Annotated in this window: 20 protein-coding genes and 2 tRNA genes; 18 read left to right on the forward strand and 4 right to left on the reverse strand. The window is 66.3% G+C overall.

Annotated elements, in window-relative coordinates:
- Window positions 1–240: 240 nt before the first annotated feature.
- From CFB41_RS07910 to CFB41_RS07925, 4 genes are all read right to left on the reverse strand, one after another.
- Window positions 241–327, reverse strand: a tRNA-Leu gene (locus tag CFB41_RS07910).
- 396 nt (window positions 328–723) lie between these two features.
- Window positions 724–810, reverse strand: a tRNA-Leu gene (locus CFB41_RS07915).
- Window positions 811–933: 123 nt separating this feature from the next.
- Window positions 934–2,045 (reverse strand): IS3 family transposase gene (locus CFB41_RS07920; protein ID WP_089455657.1). Its coding sequence is split into 2 segments (ribosomal slippage): window positions 934–1,787 and window positions 1,787–2,045, totalling 1,113 coding nucleotides; the frame shifts between segments, so codons are not numbered across the junction.
- Window positions 2,046–2,111: 66 nt separating this feature from the next.
- Window positions 2,112–3,704 carry a glycosyl hydrolase family 18 protein gene (locus tag CFB41_RS07925; protein WP_256940883.1) on the reverse strand — a complete coding sequence of 531 codons (1,593 nt, stop codon included), beginning with the start codon at window positions 3,702–3,704 and terminating at the stop codon, window positions 2,112–2,114.
- Between the two features lie 309 nt (window positions 3,705–4,013).
- Between CFB41_RS07925 and gbpA the strand changes: the two genes are divergently transcribed.
- The 18 genes from gbpA (at window position 4,014) to CFB41_RS08015 (ending at window position 21,884) form a co-directional block, all read left to right on the forward strand.
- A complete protein-coding gene (gene gbpA, locus CFB41_RS07930) occupies window positions 4,014–5,474 on the forward strand; it encodes an N-acetylglucosamine-binding protein GbpA (protein ID WP_089456119.1) in 1,461 nt (486 codons plus the stop codon).
- A 273-nt stretch (window positions 5,475–5,747) separates the two neighbouring features.
- Window positions 5,748–6,188 carry a type II secretion system major pseudopilin GspG gene (gene gspG / locus CFB41_RS07935; RefSeq protein WP_089425248.1) on the forward strand — a complete coding sequence of 147 codons (441 nt, stop codon included), beginning with the start codon at window positions 5,748–5,750 and terminating at the stop codon, window positions 6,186–6,188.
- Window positions 6,163–6,684 carry a lytic transglycosylase domain-containing protein gene (locus CFB41_RS07940; protein ID WP_089456593.1) on the forward strand — a complete coding sequence of 174 codons (522 nt, stop codon included), beginning with the start codon at window positions 6,163–6,165 and terminating at the stop codon, window positions 6,682–6,684. Before gspG ends, CFB41_RS07940 begins: the two co-directional genes overlap by 26 nt.
- Entirely contained in the window at window positions 6,681–7,865 is a 1,185-nt protein-coding gene (locus tag CFB41_RS07945; protein ID WP_089456594.1) for a type II secretion system F family protein, read from the forward strand. The genes CFB41_RS07940 and CFB41_RS07945 overlap by 4 nt, the downstream gene beginning before the upstream one ends.
- A 54-nt stretch (window positions 7,866–7,919) precedes the next feature.
- Complete coding sequence (locus CFB41_RS07950; RefSeq protein ID WP_089456120.1) at window positions 7,920–9,554, forward strand: GspE/PulE family protein; 1,635 nt, start codon at window positions 7,920–7,922, stop codon at window positions 9,552–9,554.
- Complete coding sequence (locus tag CFB41_RS07955; RefSeq protein ID WP_256940884.1) at window positions 9,535–10,305, forward strand: hypothetical protein; 771 nt, start codon at window positions 9,535–9,537, stop codon at window positions 10,303–10,305. Before CFB41_RS07950 ends, CFB41_RS07955 begins: the two co-directional genes overlap by 20 nt.
- Window positions 10,302–10,832, forward strand: coding sequence for a hypothetical protein (locus tag CFB41_RS07960; RefSeq protein ID WP_089456121.1), 531 nt, complete (start codon window positions 10,302–10,304; stop codon window positions 10,830–10,832). Before CFB41_RS07955 ends, CFB41_RS07960 begins: the two co-directional genes overlap by 4 nt.
- On the forward strand, window positions 10,829–11,383 hold the full coding sequence (locus CFB41_RS07965) for a hypothetical protein (RefSeq protein WP_089456122.1): 555 nt from the start codon (window positions 10,829–10,831) through the stop codon (window positions 11,381–11,383). Before CFB41_RS07960 ends, CFB41_RS07965 begins: the two co-directional genes overlap by 4 nt.
- Window positions 11,383–11,859, forward strand: coding sequence for a hypothetical protein (locus CFB41_RS07970; RefSeq protein ID WP_256940885.1), 477 nt, complete (start codon window positions 11,383–11,385; stop codon window positions 11,857–11,859). The genes CFB41_RS07965 and CFB41_RS07970 overlap by 1 nt, the downstream gene beginning before the upstream one ends.
- Before the next feature lie 31 nt (window positions 11,860–11,890).
- Window positions 11,891–14,299 carry a secretin N-terminal domain-containing protein gene (locus tag CFB41_RS07975; protein WP_089456596.1) on the forward strand — a complete coding sequence of 803 codons (2,409 nt, stop codon included), beginning with the start codon at window positions 11,891–11,893 and terminating at the stop codon, window positions 14,297–14,299.
- Window positions 14,296–14,784, forward strand: coding sequence for a type II secretion system protein (locus CFB41_RS07980; RefSeq protein ID WP_089425254.1), 489 nt, complete (start codon window positions 14,296–14,298; stop codon window positions 14,782–14,784). Before CFB41_RS07975 ends, CFB41_RS07980 begins: the two co-directional genes overlap by 4 nt.
- Window positions 14,759–15,154, forward strand: coding sequence for a type II secretion system protein (locus CFB41_RS07985; RefSeq protein ID WP_089456124.1), 396 nt, complete (start codon window positions 14,759–14,761; stop codon window positions 15,152–15,154). The genes CFB41_RS07980 and CFB41_RS07985 overlap by 26 nt, the downstream gene beginning before the upstream one ends.
- A 67-nt stretch (window positions 15,155–15,221) precedes the next feature.
- Entirely contained in the window at window positions 15,222–15,680 is a 459-nt protein-coding gene (locus tag CFB41_RS07990) for a type II secretion system protein (RefSeq protein WP_256940974.1), read from the forward strand.
- Window positions 15,681–15,693: 13 nt separating this feature from the next.
- Window positions 15,694–16,377, forward strand: coding sequence for a response regulator transcription factor (locus tag CFB41_RS07995; protein ID WP_089425257.1), 684 nt, complete (start codon window positions 15,694–15,696; stop codon window positions 16,375–16,377).
- Window positions 16,378–16,961: 584 nt separating this feature from the next.
- Window positions 16,962–17,483: a fimbrial protein gene (locus tag CFB41_RS08000; RefSeq protein WP_179249980.1), complete on the forward strand. Its 522-nt coding sequence runs from the start codon at window positions 16,962–16,964 to the stop codon at window positions 17,481–17,483.
- A 17-nt stretch (window positions 17,484–17,500) separates the two neighbouring features.
- A complete protein-coding gene (locus CFB41_RS08005; RefSeq protein ID WP_089456127.1) occupies window positions 17,501–18,229 on the forward strand; it encodes a molecular chaperone in 729 nt (242 codons plus the stop codon).
- A 113-nt stretch (window positions 18,230–18,342) separates the two neighbouring features.
- Window positions 18,343–20,919 carry a fimbria/pilus outer membrane usher protein gene (locus CFB41_RS08010; protein WP_089456128.1) on the forward strand — a complete coding sequence of 859 codons (2,577 nt, stop codon included), beginning with the start codon at window positions 18,343–18,345 and terminating at the stop codon, window positions 20,917–20,919.
- Window positions 20,916–21,884 (forward strand): fimbrial protein, encoded by a 969-nt coding sequence (locus CFB41_RS08015; protein ID WP_179249982.1) that lies wholly within the window; start codon window positions 20,916–20,918, stop codon window positions 21,882–21,884. The genes CFB41_RS08010 and CFB41_RS08015 overlap by 4 nt, the downstream gene beginning before the upstream one ends.
- Window positions 21,885–21,904: the final 20 nt, after the last annotated feature.

Genomic DNA, 21,904 nt, shown 5'->3' on the forward strand with positions numbered 1-21,904 from the left:
GGTGCGGGGTGTTCGGAATCGGGGATGGATCGTGGGGATCGAGGAAATCAGGCGCAGGGTGGCTTGTGGCGTGGGTTCGAGCGCGTGACACCGGGTTGTTGCCGCATGCCGTTCGGGCTCGCTGGTGCCGGCGTGCAAACCAAAGTGATTGCTTTGCTCTCGGGGACGGAAGGAGGGAGGTGTTTCCGGCGTCGGAAATGAAAAAAGGCCGGCTAGAAGCCGACCTTTTTATAAAACAGATGGTGCCCAGGAGAGGACTCGAACCTCCACGATGTTGCCACCGCTAGGACCTGAACCTAGTGCGTCTACCAATTCCGCCACCTGGGCACGTTTCGCTTGTTGCTGCATCGCGAAAGAATGCAATTATAGCGTGTCCGAAGGGGCTGTCAACACAATTTCAGGTCGCGAACGAAAATAATTGAGCACGCTGTTCGGTCGGGCAAAAGAGGGGGGAGGCGGGCATGCGAGCCGCTTGCATGAGCGACGACGCCATCTTGCGGCAGGCGCGTATTTTCGCGCGCCGGAAATGAAAAAAGGCCGGCTAGAAGCCGACCTTTTTAAATGCAGATGGTGCCCAGGAGAGGACTCGGTCACACATGCGCGACCCCGGCTGCGCTTGCAAGCGCAGCCTTTCGAGTCCTCACGCAAAGCGCGCAGGCGCTTTGCTTCCTGGGCTAGAAATGAAAAAAGGCCGGCTAGAAGCCGACCTTTTTAAAAAACAGATGGTGCCCAGGAGAGGACTCGAACCTCCACGATGTTGCCACCGCTAGGACCTGAACCTAGTGCGTCTACCAATTCCGCCACCTGGGCACGTTTCGCTTGTTGCTGCATCGCGAAAGAACGCAATTATAGCGTGTCCGAAGGGGCTGTCAACACAATTTCATCGAAAGCGATGAAAAGTGGTCATGACCTGCCTGAGTTCTTCGGACCGTTTTAATCTTGGAGAACGGCCTCGATTGCTTCAGTTGAACAATACCGCTGCTTGAACTCGTTGGGCGTCAGGTAATCCAGGCTCGAATGTGGCCGGATCGTATTGTAGTGACGCCGCCACTGCTCGATCACGACCTTCGCCTCTGGCCGGGTCCTGAACCATTCCAGGCTCAGGCATTCGTCTCGGAACTTGCCGTTGAAGCTCTCGTCCGCGCCGTTCTGCCAGGGCTTGCCGGGATCGCTCAACGCCATGTCCATGCCGTTGTCTGCTGCCCACTTCAGAATCGCCCGTGACACGAATTCCGGCCCGTTGTCCGAGCGTAGGTAACGCGGTGCACCGTGCAGGCTGACCAGTTGCGACAGCACCTCAACGACTCGTCCAGACCGGATCGATCCTGCAACGTCGATGGCCAGGCACTCGCGCGTGTATTCGTCGATCACCGTCAGGCACTTCAACTGCTGGCCATTGGCGCACGCATCGAACACGAAGTCGTAGGCCCAGACGTGCCGTGCTGCTGTTGCCGGTTGCGGCCGGGGACGATGCACCGACACGCGCCGGCGCGGACGCTTGCGCGGCACCTGCAAGCCCGCCAGTCGCCACAACCGCCATGCCCGGTCTGAGCTCATCGAATGGCCCTGCCGCTCCAGAAAAATCTGGATGCGGCGGTAGCCATAACGGGGATACTGCGCCGACAGGATGCTCATCGCCGCAAGCACCGGAGCGTCCCGCAATGCAAGCTTCGATTCATAGTGCAGCGCCGATCTCGCCACCGACATCAGCGCGCACGCACGTCGCACCGACAGGCCCCGCGCTTGCGCGTAGGCAACCTGCTTGCGCCGCGCGGGCGCGCTCACCATTTTTTTGCGTTGATCTCCTTCATGACGTCCAGTTCGAGATCACGCTCGGCCAGCATCTTCTTGAGCCGTGCATTCTCCTGCTCGAGTTGCTTCAGCCGTTTTACGTCGGACGCTTCCAGTCCACCGAAATGCTGCCGCCAGTTGTAGATCGTCTGTTCGCTGATTCCGTGCTTCTTCGCCACCTCCGCGACCGGAATCTTGTCCGCCTCGCGCAGGATCGTGACCATCTGCTCTTCCGTGAACCGGCTCTTCTTCATGACTTCCTTCTCTCCGTTGGAAGCCATTCTCTCAAGTTTCAGCCGGTCCGAAAATTCCAGGGCAGGTCAGCCGTTGATGCCGGCGTTGTTCGGCCCGATCATCTCCGCCTTGAGTTTCTTGTAGTCGAGGATGCCCGGCTCCCACTGACCCTTGTGCGCACCCGTCGCCGTGCCGGTGAACGGATTGCCGTCGGCATAGCCGTGTACGCCGGTCCAGCCGCGGGCATAGGCCGCCGCGCCGACCACGAGCTTCTTCGGATCGACGCCCTGCGCGAGCAGCGCCTGGATCGAATTGTGCGTCGTGTACGCGGTGTCCGGCTTCCAGCCCGGTGCATACAGCGCGGTCTGGTGGCCGAGTTCCTTCAGGCTGAACGCACCGTAGAAGTCGTACGTCATGTCGAAGATGTAGTCCATGTACTTCGTGGCTTCCTTGTAGTTCACCACGTCGATCTTGTCCTTGCCCGCGCCGATCGCCGACGTCAGTTCGTACGTCCGGCCGGTTTCCTGCGACAGCTTGTCGAGCATCTGCCGCAGTTCCTTCATCAGCGTCACGTACAGCGGGCCGTCCTTCACCGGATCGCCGAGCGACGGGTTCACGCCCTTGCCGCCGGGGAATTCCCAGTCGATGTCGACGCCGTCGAAGAACTTCCACGTGCGCAGCAGCTGCTCGGTCGAGTCGACGAACACCTTGCGCTTCGCCGGGTCATGCAGCTTGAAGAACGGATCGGACAGCGTCCAGCCGCCGATCGACGGCAGGATCTTCATGTTCGGGTTGCGTTTCTTCGCGGCCATCATCTGGCCGAGCACGCCCTTGAGCTTCGAGTTCGCGGTCTGGCCCGGCAATGCCTTGGCCATTTCACCGTAGGTGTCGTGGATCGCGACGCTGAAGTCGGGCAGGCCCTTGCAGCTCTGCTGGAGCGTGTTGAACGAGCCCGGCAGGTCCTTCGCGAGCGAGGCGTTCACGTCCGCGCCGCCGCAGATCGGGATGAAGCCGTACAGCATGTGCGTGAGGTTCTCGACCGGCACGTTGTCGACGTTGAACTTGCGGTCGTAGATCGACCAGGTCGCGAAGTACGTGCCGACCACCGAGCCGGACGTGTTCGCGTACGGCTTGTGGTTCTTGCTCGCGTTGTTCGGCAGATCGTCGGCGAGCTCGGGAATCGTGTCGAACACGACCACGTCGAGCGGTGCGCTGTCGGTCGCCGCGCCGTTCGCGTCGATCACGCGCACCTGCATCTTCTTCACGCCGGGCGTCTTCACGTTCGCGACCACCTGGCCGCTCTGCGTGCCGCCGGGCGTCATCTTCACTTCGGACGTGGCGTCGACGACGCCGTCGACCAGCGCGACCGCCTTCACCGCGGTGCCGTTGCTCCAGATGTCGAACGGCAGCGGCACGTCGACCTTCTTGTTCAGCTTGACGATGTCCTTGTACGGCGCGACGCCTGCCTTCTGCATGTCGATTTCGACGAAGCCGTGCGGCTGCGAGGTGATTTCGTACTGTTTCAGGCTGGGTTTGCCGGGTGCGGCGAATGCGGCGTTGGCAAAGCTGAGTGCGCTGGCCGCGGCGAGTGCCGCATAGGCGATGTGCGTGCGGCGCAGCGAGCGGCGTCGAACCACGAGATCAAGAGTCGGTTTCTTCGAATTCAATTTGATAGCCATCCATCCTGGTGTTGAAAAAAAGTGTCGCGAATGCCAGCGCATTTTTCTTCGTGGAGGGCGGGGCGGCAACGAATCTCAATGCAATCTAAACGCGGGCTGCTCGACGCGGGACATGCCTATATCAGGACTGCGGATGACTCGGGAGGGAATCGTTTAGAGATCGTTGAGGAAGATTCTCGATTGAAAGACGCTTGCCGATACTTCACTCAGCGTTTCGTCAGCAGAACATGCGTCACGCCATTCGAGACGTTCGAACGCGATCCGTCGAACGAAGCCAACCCTGACCAACTTTCAACCAAACGAAATCAGATGAGAACCCGAACTGCGAAAAAGACCCTCTTTACCCTGTCGCCGCTCGTTGCGTGCGCGTCGATGTTCTTCGCCCAGGCCGCATTCGCGCATGGCTACCTGTCCGAGCCGCCGTCGCGCGGCCTGCTGTGCAGCGCGAAGGCGGGGAAGATCGAAAACTTCAACTGCGGCTCGGTCGCCTATGAACCGCAAAGTATCGAAGGCAAACAAGGCTTCCCGGCAGCCGGCCCGAAAGACGGCGAAATCGCGAGCGGCGGCGTGACGCAATTCAGCGAACTCAACGAGCAGTCGGTCGATCGCTGGAAGCAGACCAGCATCAAGCCGGGCGCGCAGAAGTTCAAGTGGACGTTCACCGCGGCGCACGTGACGAAGGAATTCAAGTACTACCTGACGAAGCAGGGCTGGAATCCGAACGAGAAGCTCACGCGCGACCAGTTCGACCTGAACCCGTTCTGTACGGTCGACGGCGGGATGAAGAAAGCCGACGAGATCGGCCCGCACAACTGCACGATTCCGGCAGACAAGAAGGGTCATCACGTGATGCTGACGACGTGGCACGTCGGCGATACGGCCGGCATGTTCTACAACGTCGCCGACCTGAACATCACCGACGACGGCGGCGCGACCGATCCGGGCAAGCCCTCGTGGTCGAACGTCGGCAGCATCGCGCCGATCATGGACCTGAAGGCCGGCGACAAGGTCACGAACCGCGTGTTCAAGTCGAGCGGCGAAGTGCCGTCGATGAAGACCACGGTGACGATCGGCTCCGCGCAGCAGGGCGAACGCAACATGTGGCCGATGCTGCTCGCGAAGGAAATCAACCGCGTGCAGTCGGCGAACCTGATGGCCGGCGTCGAGCGCGACGGTCGCATCGAGCCGTCGCTCGGCAAGAACGACGTGTTCTCGAAGAAGGGCAGCGGCATCGTGCGCACCGAGACGACGATCGATCACCAGCCGGAAAGCGGGCTCGACGAAGGCTTCAGCATTTCGAACAACGGTGAATTCAAGATCCAGAACGGCAAGGCGACCGCGAAGTTCTTCCTGAAGTTCAATCACGCGAAGGACACGAACGTCAACGTGAAGGTCTATGACGCGTCGAACTCGCTGGTCGGCTCGAAGTCGGCGACGATGCGCATGCAGGGCGACGTGAGCGTCGACATCGCGAACGCGAAGGCCGGCCAGCACACGGCCGTGGCGACGTCGCAGATCGAAGGCGGCACGCTGAAGCAGGAAACCACCACGTTCAAGCTGACCGGCGACGCGGGCGGCGGTGAAGGCGCGCAATGCCAGGCCGAGTGGAAACAGGGCACGGCCTACACGGGCGGCGCGAAGGTGCAGCACAACGGCCGCACGTACGAGGCGCGCTGGTGGACGCAGAACGAGGTTCCGGGCAGCCCGGCCTCGACGGGTGCGGACCACACCGGCAAGGTGTGGAAGGATCTGGGCGCCTGCGCCAAGTAACGACCTGAAAGGGCATTGAGACGAGCCGCACGCAGCAATGCGTGCGGCTCTTTTTTTCGGGTCGGAGCGTACCGGCCCGCACCTTGAAAACCTTATTGATATTTCGTTGAGGAAGGTGGTAGCGCGGGGCACCCCCCGGGAAAATGACGTCATCGATCGGCGCTTTCCTTCAATCGAAATACGCATCAGCGAAAGCGCGATTCACCTGCCGTCTGCGATACGACGGCCTCCGGCCGCGATGCCGCGCCGGGATCTCTACCGAGGGCATACGACGTGAAACCGAACTATCTGAAATGGACGAAACGACGGGGCCAGAAGGGCTTCACCCTGCTGGAGCTGCTGGTCGTGCTGCTGATCATCGCGCTGCTGGCCGGCTATGTCGGACCGAAGCTCTTCTCGCAGGTCGACAAGGCGAAGGTCAAGTCGACGGAAGCGCAGATGAAGACACTGGGCGACGCGGTCTCGCAATTCCGGCTCGACATGGGCCGCTATCCGACGGCTGACGAAGGGCTCGACGCACTGGTCGCGGCGCCGCAGGGCACCGACGGCTGGAACGGCCCGTATCTCGCGAAGGCCGTGCCGAAGGACGGCTGGGGCCGCGTGTACCAGTGGAACGTGCCGGGCCGCGACGGCGAAGCGGAGATCGTATCGCTCGGGCGCGACGGTCGGGTTGGCGGGAGTGGTCTCGATGCAGACCTCGTCTATGGCATGTAAGGGCCTGCGTCGCTGGGTGGCCGCGGTGGCGCTGTTCGCCGCCGGCACCTCCGGCGTCGCGGCCAGGGATTGCTGGACCTGGGCAGGCGAGCAGCATGGCATCGATCCGCTGCTGCTCGTCGCGATCGCGAAAGTGGAATCGTCGATGAATCCGCGCGCGATGAACTGGAACCGGAACGGCACCTACGACATCGGGCTCATGCAGATCAACAGCACGCATCTGCCGCGTCTGGTCAAGGTCGGCGTGACGCACAAGCGGCTGATCGACGAGCCGTGCACGTCGATCGCCACCGGCGCATCGATCCTCGCCGATTTCATCGATCGGCACGGCTATACCTGGAACGCGGTCGGTGCGTACAACGCCGGGTCTTCGCCGAAGCGCGAGCCGGCCCGCAAGGCCTACGCGACCAAGGTCTGGAAGGAATACCGGGTGCTGACGAGCGATCGTGAGGCGAGCCTCGCGAAACTCGACGAATGGCGGAGGCCGTCGCGATGAACACGTTCCGGGTACGGGTGCTTGCCGACGGCAAGGTCTCGCAGCAGACGGCCGAAGGGGCGAGCGAGGCGGAGGTGCGCGCGCGGCTCGCGGCCCAGGGTTGGGTCGTGGTCGAGATCCGGCGCGAGGCGGGCTTCGGGCGCCGCCGCGCAGCGCCGAAGTTTGCGCTGACGCTGTTCCTGCAGGAGTTATCGACGCTGCTCGATGCGGGCCTCGTGCTGATCGAGGCGCTCGAAGCGCTGCGCGACAAGGCGGATTCGGGCAAGGACGCGAAACACGTGATCGACCGGATTCTCGCGGTGATGGTCGAAGGGCAGCCGTTGTCGAAGGCGCTGGCGCAGCAACCGGCGATCTTTCCGCCGCTGCTCGTCGCGACGATCGAATCGTCGGAGGGCAGCGGTCAGTTGCCGGTCGTGCTGAAGCGCTACCAACAGTACGAAGTGCGAATCGAACAGGTTCGCAAGCGCGTCACCGGCGCGCTGATCTATCCGGTCGTCGTGATCGGCGTGGGTATCGCGATCCTGCTGTTCATGGCGTTCTTCGTGATTCCGCGCTTCGCGGTGGTGTTCGAGTCGCTGGCCACGCTGCCTGCGACCGCGCAGGCGATGCTCTGGTGGGCGACCCTGCTGCGCGAGAACGGCATGGCGGTCGGGCTGGCGGTCGTGGCGTCGTTCGTCGGCATCGGGCTGGCGGTGCGCTCGGCGGCCGCCACGCGCGCCATGCAGCGGCTGATGTGGCGCGCGCCGAAAGTGCGCGACATCTGCGCGCTGTTCGCGCTCACGCGGTTCTACCGGACCGTCGGCCTGCTGATCGCGGGCGGCACGCCGGTGATCGTCGCGCTGGAACTGTCCGGCAAGGTGTTGCCCGAGCATTTCCGCGGGCGGCTGGCGGCGGCGCTGACCGAAATGCGCGCAGGGCGTCCGGTCGCCGCCGTGCTCGCCGCGCATGCACTGACGACGTCGGTAGCCGAACGGCTGTTGCGCGTCGGCGAACAGAGCGGCGACCTGGGCGGGATGTGCGAACACATCGCGCAGTTTCATGACGGCGCGCTCGACCGCGCGATCGAGATGCTCAGCAAGGTCTTCGAACCGGTGCTGATGCTGGCGGTGGGCGCGACGGTTGGCGCGGTGGTCCTGCTGCTCTACATGCCGATCTTCGAATTGGCCGGCAGCGTCGGATAGCGATCCGGGCCGACCCGGCTCTCGCGATCCCGCTGACCAACAGGAGAAAACTGAATGAAAACGGAACACATCGCTCAACGCTGGCAGTCGGAATCGGAGGCATCCGGCGTTGGCTTCGCGCAATACGTCGACGGCCTGCTGAGCGGCGACGCATCGGTGCTGGCCGAAGTGGCGGCCTGCCTCGGCGTCGACGCTGTCGACGCGCAGACACTGCAGGCGGCGCCGACGCGCTTCGACCTGCTGCCGCTGCACGACGCGCTGACCTGGCGCGTACTGCCGATCGAGCACGACGGCGCGGCCTGCGTCGTCCTGGCCGATCCGTTCGCGCGCCAGGTGCGCGACGAGCTGCTCGCGCGCTTCGGTGCGCAGCCGGTGCAGATGGCGATGAGCGTGCCGGGCGAGGTCGAGCGGCTGCTCGGCGACGTCGAGTCGAACGAGCGCCTGATGGACGACGTGACGATCGATGCGCAGGGCGATTCGCTCGCGCAGGCGATCGAGTCGATCTCGCTCGCGAGCATCGCGAAGGACGAAAGCCCGGTCATCCGGCTCGTCAATACGACCCTCTACGACGCGCTGCAGAGCCGCGCGAGCGACATCCACCTCGAAGCGGTACCCGACGGCCTGGCGATCCGCTACCGGATCGACGGTGTGCTGCAGTCGATCCGTCACATCCCGGGGCTCGAGACGGCCGCGCAGACGCTGTCGCGTCTCAAGGTGCTGGCGGCGCTCGACATCGCGGAAAAGCGCGTGCCGCAGGACGGCCGCTTCAAGGTCGTGATGCAGGGCCGCGAGATCGATTTCCGCGTGTCCATCATTCCCGGCACCTATGGCGAGAACGCGGTGATGCGCGTGCTCGACAAGTCGCAGCGCGGCGACAGCGTGAGCCTCGACGTGCTCGGCTTCGACGCGCAGACGGCCGAGCGCGTGCGTGCGCTCGCGCACCGGCCGTACGGGCTGATGCTTGTCACGGGGCCGACCGGCAGCGGCAAGTCGACGACGCTGTATGCGGTGCTGTCGGAAGTCAACACCGGCGACGACAAGATCATCACGATCGAGGACCCGGTCGAATACGAACTGAAAGGCGTGCTGCAGATTCCCGTCAACGAGCGCAAGGGGCTCACCTTCGCACGCGGGCTGCGCGCGATCCTGCGGCACGATCCGGATACGGTGATGGTCGGCGAGATCCGCGACGAGGAGACCGCGTCGATCGCGGTGCAATCGGCGCTCACCGGCCACCGCGTGCTGTCGACGGTCCACGCGAACGACGGCTTCAGCGTGATCGACCGCTTCATCTACATGGGTGTCGAGCCGTCGACGTTTCTCGAGGCGCTGAACGGCGTCGTGTCGCAGCGGCTGGTGCGGCGCATTTGCGAAAGCTGCGGCGGCGCGGCGGCCGACGGTGCCGATCTGTCCGGTGCGTCGCTCGACGACCTGAAGCACGTGGTCACGCCCGGCGAGGGTTGCGAAACCTGCCGGGGCACCGGTTATCACGGCCGGATCGGCCTCGCCGAAGTGCTGACGCTCGATGCGGCGATGAAGGCTGCGTTGCTCGAGCGTTCGATCGAGAAACGCGCGCAGGCGCTCGCGAACAACGCCGACTACCAGTCGATGCGCGATGCGGGCCTTGCCGCGATTCGCGCGCGACTGACGACGTTTCAGGAGGTGCAGCGTGCGATCGCCGTGGAATAACGTGTTCGCGGTGCTCGACGCCGACCGGTTGTGCGTATGGACGAGCAACGACTGGCGCGCACGGCGCGCCGGCGAGCCGCGGATCGTCGTCGCGCACGACGGTGCGCCCGCCGACGCGCTGGCGCAGGTGCTCGGCGACCTGCCGAAGGCGCGCCTGCCGATGCTGAACCGCGTGCACGTCGTCGCGGGGCATCCGTGGACGCATGGCGTCGTGTTGCCCTGGCAGGACGGACTGGTGTCGGACGCCGCGTGGGACGGTTATGCACGCGCGCTGTTCGCCGCCCGTGCGCAGCGCGGCGCGCTGCGGATTCGCCTCGAAGGCGGGCGGCGCGGCCGCGCGCAGCTCGCGGTGGCGGCTTGCGACACGTTGCTCGTGTCGCTCGACGAGACGTGCCGCGCAGCCGGCTGGCGGCTCGTCAGCGTGCGCGACGCGCTGTCGGTTGTGCTCGCCACGCATGCGAAGCACCTGAGCGGCGACGACTACCGCTATGCATTGCTGCAGCCGCGCATCGTCACGTGCGTGTTCCGGCGTGCGGGCGAGTGGGCCGACGTGGTCACGCTACCGCGCGCGGGGGGCAGCCGTCTTGACGACTGGTTCGCGGCCGCGGCGTTGATGGCCGGACAGCCGCTCGCCGGTGCGGCCTTCGCGAGCGCGCTCGACGGCACGCTGCCGAGCGCGGCCGCCGACGGCGTCACGTTGCTCGACGACGACGTGGACCAGGCCGTGCCCACGCAGGAGGAGCCGGCATGAAGCGCCTGAATGAACTGGATTTCGTGGCGCCTCGCGCGCGTGTCACGCCGTGGGCGGCTGTCGCGCTGTGCTGCGCGCTGGTGACCGGCGCGTTCGTCGCGAGCGAGTGGCCCAACGTCGAGCAGTTGCGCGACGAGGTCGACAGCATCGAAAGCCGCATCGACCAGCGCCAGCGCGCGATCGAGCGCGAGCAGCGCCTGCAGAAGAACATGACGGCGGAGGAGCGCCGCATCGCGCGCGTGCTCGACCAGCAGCGCACGAGTGCGACCGGCGCGGGACCGGCGGTGGTCGACTGGATCGAGCACGCGTGGACGCCGCAGATCGCATTGAAGCTGCTGACGGTCGACAAGGCCGGACAGGAAGCGCGCCTCGAAGGCGGTGCAGCGCATCTGTCGCACATCTACATGTTCGTCGACCGCCTGAAGGACCGTCACCCCGACCGCAAGGTCCGCCTGCTGCAGCACCGGACGAAAGCCGAGGACGGCAAGAACATTTTCTATTTCAGCCTGAACATCGAACACCCATGACGAACCTGAAATCAATCGACATGACCGCGCTCGCCGAGCGGCTGCGCTGGGGCGCCTACGCGGCGTCCCGCAAGCTGGGCATGCCGGGGCTGGTGGCAGGGGGGCTCGTCGTGGCGCTGATCGGCGTGCACGCGTGCTATCTGCAGCCGGGCGCCGAGCAGCTCGAAGCCGATCGCGACGCGCGTACGAAGGCGCTGGCCGCGCTGCCGAAGCCGGGCCAGAAGGCCGGTCCCGGCGGCATGACGCTGCAGCAGGTGCAGCAACTGCGCAGCACCGAGCAGGCGTACTCGATCTTCCAGATCCTGTCCCAGCACGGCATCGAGCGCAAGCACGCGACCTATCGCCGCGAAGTCGAGGTGCCGGGCAAGCTGCGCCGGCTCACGATCAACGTCGCGCTGTCCGGCAGCTATGTCGGGCTGCGCGAAGCGATCCGCGAGATTACGCAGCAGCCGATGGTACGCATCGAGGGCCTGTCGGTCGAGCGCGAGCGGATCGACAGTCCCAACGTGATCGCCGACCTGCGGGTCAGCCTGCTGGGGCCGGATGCATGATGCGCGCACCCCTGATCCCGATAGCGGCCGCGCTCGCGCTCGCTGCCGCGTGCGTTGCCGGCGGCAGCGCGGCGAACGAAACGCACGCGCTGGCACCGGTCGTCGACCTTTTTCCCGCGCAGAGCTGGGCCTCGCTCGGCGCGGAGACGGCGACCGAAGCCGAGCCGCCTCCCGACGCGGCGCCCGAGTCCGACATGCCGCCGCTCGACACGCCGATCGACGCGCCACCGGTTGCGTCGGCGCCGTTCGACATTGCCGGCGAGTGGCGCGAGAACGGTCATCGCATCGTCGTGCTGGACGGCGCGGGCAAGACGTTCCTGCTGTGCGAATCGCGTTGCGGCGTGCGTGACGCGGTACTGCCGGGCGGCGAGATCGCCGAAGGCTACCGGCTGAAGAAACTGGGCAAACAGGGCGCGGTGATCGTGACCCGTGGCAGCACCGATATCGAGCTGTCGCCGCCCGTCCCGACTCCATGAACCCCGATTTGAACCTGTGCCGAACACCATCATGAAACGTAAACTCAGTCTTTTACTCCTGATCTCGGCGCTCGCGCTGACAGGATGCGCGAGTGCCCCGTTCAACGCCGCGCCTGCCGCTGCTACGACACCCGCCGAGCGCCTCAGCACGCTGCAGCAGCAGAAGCAGGCCGCGCCCGACGACATCGCCCTTACCACCGCCGTCGAGGGCAGCCGGCAGGAATATGTGCGCGCCGAGCTGAAGGCCGCCGACCGCCAGGTCGCGCAGGGCAACCATGCCGCTGCGATCGACCACCTGAACAACGTACTGCGCGAGGAGCCGGGCAACTTCAAGGCCAGCCAGTCGCTCGAGCAGGTCAAGCGCCGCCAGCAGATGTCGGTCGACCTCGCGCGCGCACAGCGCATCGGCGGCGAGAAGCCGCAGGAAGCGCTCGAGATCGTGCGGCGGATTCTCGCCGAGCAGCCGAACCATACGGACGCGAAGCGTCTGCGCGATACGCTGCTGAATCAATCGCAGGCCGGCCGCACGGTGCGCCCGCAACTGGCCGACGCGCTGCGCAAGCCGGTGTCGCTCAACTTCAAGCAGCAGCCGCTCATGAACATCTTCGACGTGATTTCGCGCGTGTCCGGCGTGAACTTCGTGTTCGACCGCGACGTGGATACCAGCCAGCCCGCGACGCTGTTCGCGGAGCGCACGACCGCCGAAGATGCGATCAACCTGCTGCTGCGTACCAACCAGCTCGAGAAGAAGGTGCTCGACAAGCACACGCTGCTCGTCTACCCGTCGCAGCCGGACAAGGCGCGCAACTACACGGAGTTCGCGATTCGCACGTTCTTCCTGTCGCACGCGGACGCGAAGTCGGTGATGGCCGCGCTGCGCCAGATGATCAAGCCGAAGGACGTCTACGTGGACGAGCGCGTGAACGCGGTCGTCATGCGCGACACGCCGGAGACGATCCAGGTCGCGGAGCGCGTCGTGATGGGCCTCGATATCCCGCAATCGGAAGTCACGCTCGACGTGCAGGTGCTGGAGGTCAACATGAACGACAGCCTCGATCTGGGCGTGCAATATCCCGGCAAGGTCCAGTTCAACGCGCTGGGCAGCGTGGAAGGCGGTGCGCTGACGCTCGGCGACCTGCTGCGCCTGAATCGCGATCGCGTCGGCGTGTCGAGCGAATCGGGCGGGCTCGCGCTCGCGATCGACATGTTGCAGAAGCAGGGCAAGACCAAGACGATCGCGAATCCGAAGATCCGCGTGCGCAACATGGAGAAGGCCAACATCAAGATCGGCGAGCGCGTGCCGATCGTCACGACCACCAACGCGAACGGTGTCGTCACCGAATCGGTCAGCTACCAGGACGTGGGCCTGATGCTGAAGGTCGAGCCGCGTATCAGCCTGAACGAGGAGGTGAGCGTCAAGGTGAACATGGAGGTCAGCAGCATCCTGTCGAAGGAAACCACGAAGACCGGGCTCGTCGCGTATTCGCTCGGGACGCGCAACGCGGAGACGCTGATGACCGCGAAGAACGGCGAAACGCAGATCCTGGCCGGCCTGGTGAAGCGCAATGAAAGCGAAAGCATCGCGGGGCTGCCGGGTATGTCGGGCCTGCCGGTGCTTGGCCGGCTGTTCGGCTCGAACGGCCGCAGCAGCGAGCGTTCGGAGATCGTGCTGCTGATCACGCCGCATATCGAACGCAATCTCGACCTGCCGACGTCGGCGGTGACGACCTTCCTGTCGGGCACCGAGTCGCGCGTGACCACCGAAGCGCTGACGCTCGAGTCGGCACACGCCGTGCCGGCGCGGATGACGTCGTCGGACGGCCCGGACCTGAACGCGCCGATCGAGCCGATCGAGCCGTCGAAGCCCGCGGGCAACGACGTGAGCGTCGAACCGGCCAACGCCGACGCGGAGCCGCAAGCGCCGGCGCAGGCCGAGCAGGGCGACGCGACGAGCCCGGCAGCCGAGCACGGCGCGCGCGGCACCGGGATGATGCGTACGCGTGCGGATGCCGCGCGGCAACCGGCCGCGGCGATCAAGACCGTAGCGGCCCCCGCCGCACAGGACCGTCCGGCCGCGCCGCGCGGCGAGATCACGCGCGCCGTCGCTGCAGCGGCACCGGCTGCCGGCCCGCGTGCGGAAGTCGTCGCCGCGCAGATCGGGCAGGCGCCTGCGGGTGCAGTCGATGCGGCTCCGCAGGCGGTGCAACCGGCCGCCGTCGTGCGCGCCGTTGCGCCGGTGACGGTGGCCGATGCCGCCGCGCCGCGCGCGACGTTCGCCGAGCCGCAGGCACGCGGCGAGCATCGCATCACCGCCGCGGTACGCTCGCTGATCGGCTCGCTCCACGCGCTCGTCGCGCGTTTGACGGGCGAGCGCGAATCGGCGCCGGTGCGGTATGCCGACGCGCCGGTACTGCCGTCGCGCGCACGGGGCTTCGCATGAGCATCCGTCGACGTGCGCGCGCGCGCGGTTTCACGCTGATCGAGCTGCTGGTGGCGTTGACGCTGCTCGCGTTGCTCGCGACCGTCTCGCTGCCGCTGACCGACCTGGTCAAGCGCCGCTCGGACGAGGCCGAACTGCGCCGCGCGCTGGTGGTGATCCGCTCGGCGCTCGACGCGTACAAGGCGGCGGCCGATGACGGGCGCATCGAGCGCAGTGTCGACGCGAGCGGCTATCCGCCCGACCTGCACGCGCTCGTCGACGGCGTCGAGGACAAGAAATCGCCGGACGGCGCGAGACTGTACTTCCTGCGCAAGCTCCCCGCCGATCCGATGTGCGAATGCGAGGGCAAGGCGCCGGAGGACACCTGGGAAACGCGCAGCTATGCGAGCGACCCCGATGCGTTCTCGTCCGGCGAGGACGTGTTCGACATCCGCTCGACCAACCGCAAGGAGAGCCTCAATGGCGTCCCGTACAACCAGTGGTAAGCGTGCACGCCGCATCGCGGGCTTCACGCTGATCGAACTGCTCGTCGTGATGGCGATCATCGCGTCGCTCACCGCGTTCGTCGCCCCCGGCTACCTGAAGCAGAGCGATCGCGCGAAGGAGACGGTGCTGCGCCACAACCTGAACACGCTGCGCCAGTCGATCGACGACTATCGGGCGGATCACGGCCGCGATCCCGACACGCTCGAGGTGCTGGTCGACAAGCGCTATCTGCGCGAGATCCCGCTCGACCCGGTCACGGGCAAGCGCGGCTCCTGGCAACCGCAGGCCGGCGACCGGGGCGGCGTCGCGGACGTGAAGAGCGGCGCGAAAGGGCGTGCGCTCGACGGGAGCGCATATGGGACGTGGTAACCGGCGGCGTGGCGGCCGATGCCGCGGCCCGCGCGGGCAGCGCGGCATCGCGTATCTCGGCGTGCTGATGCTCGTCGCGGCGCTGGGGCTCGGCATGACGCAGGCCGCGCGCATCTGGCAGACGGTGCAGCAGCGCGATCGCGAGGCGCAGTTGCTGTTTGTCGGCGACCAGTATCGCGCGGCGATCGCAAGCTACTACAATGCGGCGGGAGGCAGTCGCTATCCGGAGTCGCTCGACGTATTGCTCGAAGACCGCCGCGCGCTGCCGACGCAGCGTCACTTGCGGCGCCTGTACGCCGATCCGCTGACGGGATCGACGCAGTGGGGGCTCGTGAAGGCGCCGGACGGCGGCATCATGGGCGTGTACAGCGAGGCGCCGGGGCAGCCGCTGAAGCGCCAGGGCTTCCCCGCGCGGTACGATACGTTCGGCGACAGCGACGCCTATGGCGAATGGGCTTTTGTTTACTTGCCGCCCGCTCCGGCCGACGGAGTGGCGAACGGGCCTGGGGACGGGGCGGCATCTTGAGACTGGATCGAACATGATTGTCGCAATACTCGAAGACATGGTGACGCAGGCGGGCGTCGTGGCCGGCTGGCTCAACAAGGCCGGCTACGACACGGAGGTGCGTCACGACGGCGACAGCTTCATCGAGCTGGTGCGCACGCAGCGCGTCGACGTACTGCTGCTCGACTGGGACGTGCCCGGCAAGTCGGGGATCGAGGTGATGCGCTGGGCGCGCGAATCGTTCGCCGACACGCTGCCGATCATCATGATGACGCAGCACGACGGCGAGAACGACATCGTGTTCGGTCTGAACACCGGTGCAGACGACTATCTGATCAAGCCGTTGCGGGAGCGCGAACTCGTCGCGCGCGTCAATGCGCAGGCGCGCAAGTACTACCCGGAGACGCAGCGCGCGAAGGTGGTCGAGGTCGGCAAGTTCGTGCTCGACACGAGCTCGCATGCCGCGACCGTCGACGGCGTGCCGGTCGAGCTGTCGCAGCGCGAATTCGATCTCGCGCTGATGTTGTTCGAGAGCGTCGGGCGGATCGTGTCGAAGGACATGATGATCAAGCGTATCTGGGGCGTGGTGGACCGAAAGTACGACGCGACGCTGGCCACCTACGTCAGCAAGTTGCGTACGAGCCTCGGGCTGCGGCCGAAGAACGGGCTCGCGATCACGACGATCTACAACTACGGGTATCGGCTCGAGTTGACCTGAGCAATCGGCCGGCCGCGGCGACGCGCGCCGGCTGACCACGGGATCGATATCGCCGATCCTTCCTGTCCCCATCCGTATTCCCATTCCGGCAAGGCTGTCGCGGTACACCGCTTCAGCCGCCGTTCGGCATTGAATCGACGCGCCTGCGCGAGGCTATCCCGAGGCTTTCGCGAGGCACGGCAGCCCGTCTCGCCGCGCTCCGATCACATCCCCCCGTCGTTCGTCACCGCCGCCGCGAGCGGCACGCTCGGCCGTGCCGGCCTCGGGCGCGTTTGCGCACACCATCCGTATTGACGGCCATCTCGCTGCACGGTGCATATTTCGCCAGATGATGAGGATTCCTTGAGTATTGCTTAGATGCTTTCCGCAACGTCGGCAGCCGAGCCCGGGAAGGGTGGAAGGGGGCGTCGCCGGCGTCGCATTGCATCGTGATTCATCCGTCCAGGCGGCATGCGTTGAGAATTTTCTTAAGTTTGTTGGGTGGCGATGGCCGGCTCGGAATAATGCCTGCGAACTCGACGGGTTCGTTGTTCCGCTGTCAGGGACCGGCAGCGGAAATCCTCAATTCTCTACCCAGATACTCGATGAAAAAGTACCAGAAATCCCTCTTGTTGGCCGCGCTGCTGGCCGCATTCGGTTCGACGTCCGCATTCGCCGCGGATGGCACGATCAACTTCCACGGCAAGATCGTCGCGACGACCTGCAAGATCGACAACAGCAATATTCAGGTGCCGCTCGGCGCGATCGGTATCGACCAGCTCGCCACCGCCGGCCAGGAAAGTCGTCGCGTGCCGTTCCAGATCGCACTGAGCGAGTGCAACGACCAGCTGAGCGGCGTACGCGCGCAGTTCGAGGGCACGTCGAACGGCGACGATCCGACGTTGCTCGCGATCGGCACCGGCGCGCAGGACGACGCGAAAGGCGTCGGCATCCAGTTGATGGACGAAGGGGGCAAGCAGATCGGCATCAACAGCGAGACCGACACGCTCAAGCTGACGCCGGGCAGCAACGTGCTGAACTTCGCCGCGAACTACGTCTCGACGTCGAACCAGACCGAGGCGGGCGAGGCGAACGGCACGGCGTCGTTCACGTTGCACTACCGCTAAGCAGACGGGATCGACCGATGACGATTCAATTCGGACAACGTACGCTGGCCTGCGTGCTCGGGCTGTGCATGACCCACGGCGCGCTGGCGGGCGTGGTGGTGGGCGCGACGCGCGTGATCCTGCAGGAGGACCGGCGCGAAGCTGTCGTGCCCGTGAAGAACGCGGACAGCCAGCCTTACGTCGTGCAGGCCTGGATTGACGGCGGATCGACGAAGGGCGGCGCGAAGGCGCCGTTCTTCGTCACGCCGCCGCTGTCGCGGCTCGATCCCGGCAAGGAAAACCTGCTGCGCGTGATGCCCGTCAAGCACGGGCTGCCGTCCGATCGCGAGTCGCTGATGTGGCTGAACGTGAAGGAGATTCCGGCCACGCCGAAGCAGGACAACGTGCTCCAGATCGCGATCCAGACGCGGATCAAGGCGTTCTATCGGCCGCAGGGCCTGACCGGCTCGTCGGCCGATGCGCCGGCGGCGCTGACCTGGCACATCGCGCCGTCGAGCGACGGCGCGCTGCTGACCGTGAACAATCCGACGCCTTATCACGTCACGTTCTCGAAGATCGGCATCGATGCCGGAACGATCGAGGACGTCGATCTAGAGATGGTGCCGCCGCTACAGGCGGCGACCTACAAGCTGCGCTACATCCACGCGGTGCCGGCACAGCCCGTCACGCTGCGGTTCAGCACGATCAACGACTACGGCGCGGTGACACCGTCCGTCACGATGAAGGTGCCGACCGGCGCCGTTTGACGCAACGCGGTCGCGGGGCCGGCCAGCGGCCACTCCGCGATCCGCTTTTCCGACTTTTCATTTTTTGACTTCATGCGGCGTGCGCTCATCCGGCGCGCGCCGTTCACCCATTCATGACACGATGCCTTGACCCGCTGCGCCGATGCGTGCTCGCGCTCGCTTCGACCTTCGCGTTCGGATTGCCGAGCGCGGGGGCGCACGCGCACGCGAACACGGCGTTCAATCCCGCGTTCCTCGCGTTCGGCAACCCGCAGGCGGACGTGGATCTCGACGTGTTCGCCGAAGCGAACGTGCTGCTGCCCGGCGTGCACCCGGTCGAGGTGTCGGTCAATGGCGAAGCGTCGGGCATGCACGACATCCGTTTCGAACGCGATCCGCGCGACGAACAAGGCAATGCGGTGCGGCCCTGCCTGGGCGCCGCGCAGCTCGACGGGTTCGGCGTGAACCTGGCGGCCTATCCGCGCATTGCCGAGGTGGATGCCGCGGATGCGGCCGACGCTACGCTCGCGTGCGTCGATCCGCGCGATGCGATGCCGGACGCGACGGTCACGGTGGATCCGGATCGCCAGACGCTGGCGCTGACGGTTCCGCAAGCGAAGATGAAGCGCGTGCCGCGCGGCTCGGTCGATCCGTCGCGCTGGGACGAAGGCATCAATGCACTGCGCTTCGACTATCGCTTCAACGCCGCGCAGCGGCGTTACGACGGGCCGTCGGGCCACGCGACGGAAGCGTACGGCAGCGTGCGCGCGGGCCTGAACCTCGGCGCGTGGCGCCTGCGCAGCAGCGCGATGGTGAACCACAACGCGTCGGGGCTGCAGACGCAATTCATGAACACCTATCTCGAGCGCGACCTTCCCGGCTGGCGCAGCCGCGTCACGTTCGGCGAGAACTTCACGTCCGACAACGTGTTCGACAGCGTGGCGTTCCGCGGCGTGCAGCTCGCGTCCGACGACACGATGCAACCGGATAGCCAGCGCGGCTACGCGCCGGTCGTGCGCGGCATCGCGCAAAGCCATGCGAAGGTCGAGATTCGCCAGAACGGCTATCTGATCTACAGCAGCTACGTGCCGCCGGGGCCGTTCGAGATCGACGACCTGTACGCGATCGCGGCGCATGCGGATCTCGAGGTGACGATCGTCGAGGCGGATGGCCAGAAGCGCAGCTTCATCCAGCCGTCGGCGAGCATTCCGACCCTGCTGCGCCAGAAGGCCTGGTCGTATCGCGCGGCCGCGGGGCGCTTGCGTGCCGATTCCGCCCAATCGCAGTGGTTCACGTCGGCGAGCGCCGCTTACGGCTTGCCTGGCGAGACGACGATCTACGGCGGCGTGACGTTCGCGAACGGGTATGCGGCGCTGGCGGCCGGCGCCGCGCGCAACCTGGCGCGCATCGGTGCACTGTCGGTGGACGTGACGCACGCCCGTTATCGGGACCAGGCGGGGCAGGCGGGCGCGGGCAGCGCCGTGCGGGCAATGTACGCGAAGGCGTTCGCGTCGACCGGCACGGAACTGCGCGCCGCGCATCACCAGTACTCGGGCGGCTATCGCAGCCTGTCCGACGTCGTGGTGCGCTACGCGACGTCGGTCGACACGTGGGCGGGCCGCGCGGGCAAGCGCAGCCGCAGTGAGGTGAGCGTGTCGCAGAGCCTGGGGCGCGCGGGCTCGTTGTACGTCAGCGCGAGCCGGCGCGCCTACCGCGACGGTGCGGGCGAGGACCGGCTGCTCCAGCTCGGCTATTCGGGCAGCGTGTCGCGCGTGTCCTACAACGTGAGCCTGAGCGCCGAGCAGCGCGCGCGCGGCGAGCGCAGCCGGCAGGTGTCGCTGAACCTGTCGATTCCGTTCGGCGGCGGGCGCACGACGACACCGCACGCGTACGGCAGCGCGACGCTGATCGCCGGTACCGCGGGCACCGAGCAGCGCGCGGGCGTGTTCGGCACGTTGTTCGACGACGATCGCCTGAGCTATGGCGTCGACGCCGATCGCACGGCACACGGCCTGGGCGGTGCGGTGAACCTGAACTACCGTGCGACGGCCGGCCAGTTCGGGGCCACCCACAACCAGACGCGCAGCGGCTCGCAGACCTCGGTCAGCGCGGCGGGCGGCATGATCGCGCACGACGGCGGCGTCACGCTGTCGCAGCCGCTCGGCGAAACCGTCGCACTGGTGCGCAGCGAGGGCGCGGCCGACGTCGGCGTGATCGCGCATGCCGGCGTGCGTACCGACCGCGCGGGCTATGCGGTCGTACCGAACGTCACGCCGTACCGGCAGAACCGCATCGCGTTGCGCACGGCGGAACTCGATCGTCAGCTCGAGATCCGCAACGCGATCGTGCACGTCGTGCCGACGCACGGTGCGATCGTGCTGGCGCCGTTCGAGGTCGAGGCGGGCCGCCTGATGCTCGACATGACCGACGACGCGGGCCAGCCGGTGCCGTTCGGTGCCGCCGTGCTGACGGCGGCCGGCAAGGAGGTCGGCATGGTCGGCCCGAACGGGCAGGGCTTCGTCACCGGCGTCGGCCGGGCCGGCGACCTGTTCGTGCGATGGGGCGCGCGCCCGGACGAGCGCTGCGCGCTGTCGTACAACATGGGCGAGTCGACGCCGCACAGCAATTTCCCCGAACTCGAGGTCGTCTGCTCGCGCACGCATCCGGCGCTGCGGGCCGACGCTGCTTCACCTACTTCACCCCGTTCATGAAACCCACGATCTCCCGATTTGCCGCATGCCTGCGCCGCTGGGCGGCGTTCGTCGCGCTGACGCTCTGCACGGCGCCCGCGTTTGCCGCGTGCCTGAGCCTCCCCGAAGATTTCAATCCGATCGAGTTCGGTTCGATCGCGGCCGACGGCGTCGAGGTCGGCGGCGTCGTCCGGTCGGTCCGGTTCACGCTGACCCTCACCTGTGCGCCGAATGGCCAGGGCGAGCCGCTGGCGCGGACCTTGAACTACTCGAGCGAGTTCGGCCCCGCGCCGGGCATGAACCTGTGGGCAACCAATCTCCCGGGCCTTGCGCTGCGGATGGTGCGCGACGGCGAGGATCTCGGCAGCAAGACGGAAGGCGTGCTCGGTACGCATCCGGGGGACGGCTCGGCGCGCACGTTCGTGATCGACATGGAGCTCGTCAAGATCGGGCCGGTGACGCCGGGCTTCCTGCTGGGCCAGGCGTTTGTCGTCGAGGCGTCGCCCGTGAGCGGCGATCCGAGCCATTACGTGGTACGCAAGCACATTACGAGCAGTTACGTGCGGGGCGTCGCGTGCACCGTCAATACGGCCTCGAAGCATCTCGTCGTGCCGCTCGGCGCCGTGCCCGCGTCGGCCTTCGACGGTCCGGGCTCGACCCAGGCGTCACGCGAATTCGCGATCGACCTCACCTGCAGCCCGTTCGGCGAGGCACGGCCGACACCGCTGTCGATCCAGCTGCTCGGCGAGACGGTGCCGGGCACGACCGACGTGCTGAAGCTGCTCGGCGACGACGCCGCGCAGGGTGTCGGCATTCGCGTGCTGAAGCACGACGCGCCGGTCACGTTGAATACCTGGCAGAGCCTCGGCGACGCGACGGTCGGGGCGACCACGTTGCCGTATACCGCGCAGTACTACCAGTACGGCGAGCGCGTGACGGCGGGGTCGGGCGACGGCGTGATGACGTTCCTGATCGAGATGCGCTGACGCTGCGCCGGGTATTTGGA

The organism is Burkholderia sp. AU33803, assembly GCF_002223095.1.
In the GTDB taxonomy this organism is placed as follows: Bacteria; Pseudomonadota; Gammaproteobacteria; order Burkholderiales; family Burkholderiaceae; genus Burkholderia.

What these genes read in the sequence shown, in the direction of transcription:
- CFB41_RS08010 (WP_089456128.1), top strand. Translation starts at nt 18,343, where the DNA reads ATGACACGATGCCTTGACCCGCTGCGCCGATGCGTGCTCGCGCTCGCT.
- CFB41_RS07995 (WP_089425257.1), top strand. Translation starts at nt 15,694, where the DNA reads ATGATTGTCGCAATACTCGAAGACATGGTGACGCAGGCGGGCGTCGTG.
- CFB41_RS07990 (WP_256940974.1), top strand. Translation starts at nt 15,222, where the DNA reads ATGCTCGTCGCGGCGCTGGGGCTCGGCATGACGCAGGCCGCGCGCATC.
- CFB41_RS07975 (WP_089456596.1), top strand. Translation starts at nt 11,891, where the DNA reads ATGAAACGTAAACTCAGTCTTTTACTCCTGATCTCGGCGCTCGCGCTG.
- CFB41_RS07960 (WP_089456121.1), top strand. Translation starts at nt 10,302, where the DNA reads ATGAAGCGCCTGAATGAACTGGATTTCGTGGCGCCTCGCGCGCGTGTC.
- CFB41_RS08000 (WP_179249980.1), top strand. Translation starts at nt 16,962, where the DNA reads ATGAAAAAGTACCAGAAATCCCTCTTGTTGGCCGCGCTGCTGGCCGCA.
- CFB41_RS07970 (WP_256940885.1), top strand. Translation starts at nt 11,383, where the DNA reads ATGCGCGCACCCCTGATCCCGATAGCGGCCGCGCTCGCGCTCGCTGCC.
- CFB41_RS07985 (WP_089456124.1), top strand. Translation starts at nt 14,759, where the DNA reads ATGGCGTCCCGTACAACCAGTGGTAAGCGTGCACGCCGCATCGCGGGC.
- CFB41_RS07950 (WP_089456120.1), top strand. Translation starts at nt 7,920, where the DNA reads ATGAAAACGGAACACATCGCTCAACGCTGGCAGTCGGAATCGGAGGCA.
- CFB41_RS08005 (WP_089456127.1), top strand. Translation starts at nt 17,501, where the DNA reads ATGACGATTCAATTCGGACAACGTACGCTGGCCTGCGTGCTCGGGCTG.
- CFB41_RS07925 (WP_256940883.1), bottom strand. Translation starts at nt 3,704, where the DNA reads ATGGCTATCAAATTGAATTCGAAGAAACCGACTCTTGATCTCGTGGTT.
- CFB41_RS07965 (WP_089456122.1), top strand. Translation starts at nt 10,829, where the DNA reads ATGACGAACCTGAAATCAATCGACATGACCGCGCTCGCCGAGCGGCTG.
- CFB41_RS07940 (WP_089456593.1), top strand. Translation starts at nt 6,163, where the DNA reads ATGCAGACCTCGTCTATGGCATGTAAGGGCCTGCGTCGCTGGGTGGCC.
- gbpA (WP_089456119.1), top strand. Translation starts at nt 4,014, where the DNA reads ATGAGAACCCGAACTGCGAAAAAGACCCTCTTTACCCTGTCGCCGCTC.
- CFB41_RS07945 (WP_089456594.1), top strand. Translation starts at nt 6,681, where the DNA reads ATGAACACGTTCCGGGTACGGGTGCTTGCCGACGGCAAGGTCTCGCAG.
- CFB41_RS08015 (WP_179249982.1), top strand. Translation starts at nt 20,916, where the DNA reads ATGAAACCCACGATCTCCCGATTTGCCGCATGCCTGCGCCGCTGGGCG.
- CFB41_RS07980 (WP_089425254.1), top strand. Translation starts at nt 14,296, where the DNA reads ATGAGCATCCGTCGACGTGCGCGCGCGCGCGGTTTCACGCTGATCGAG.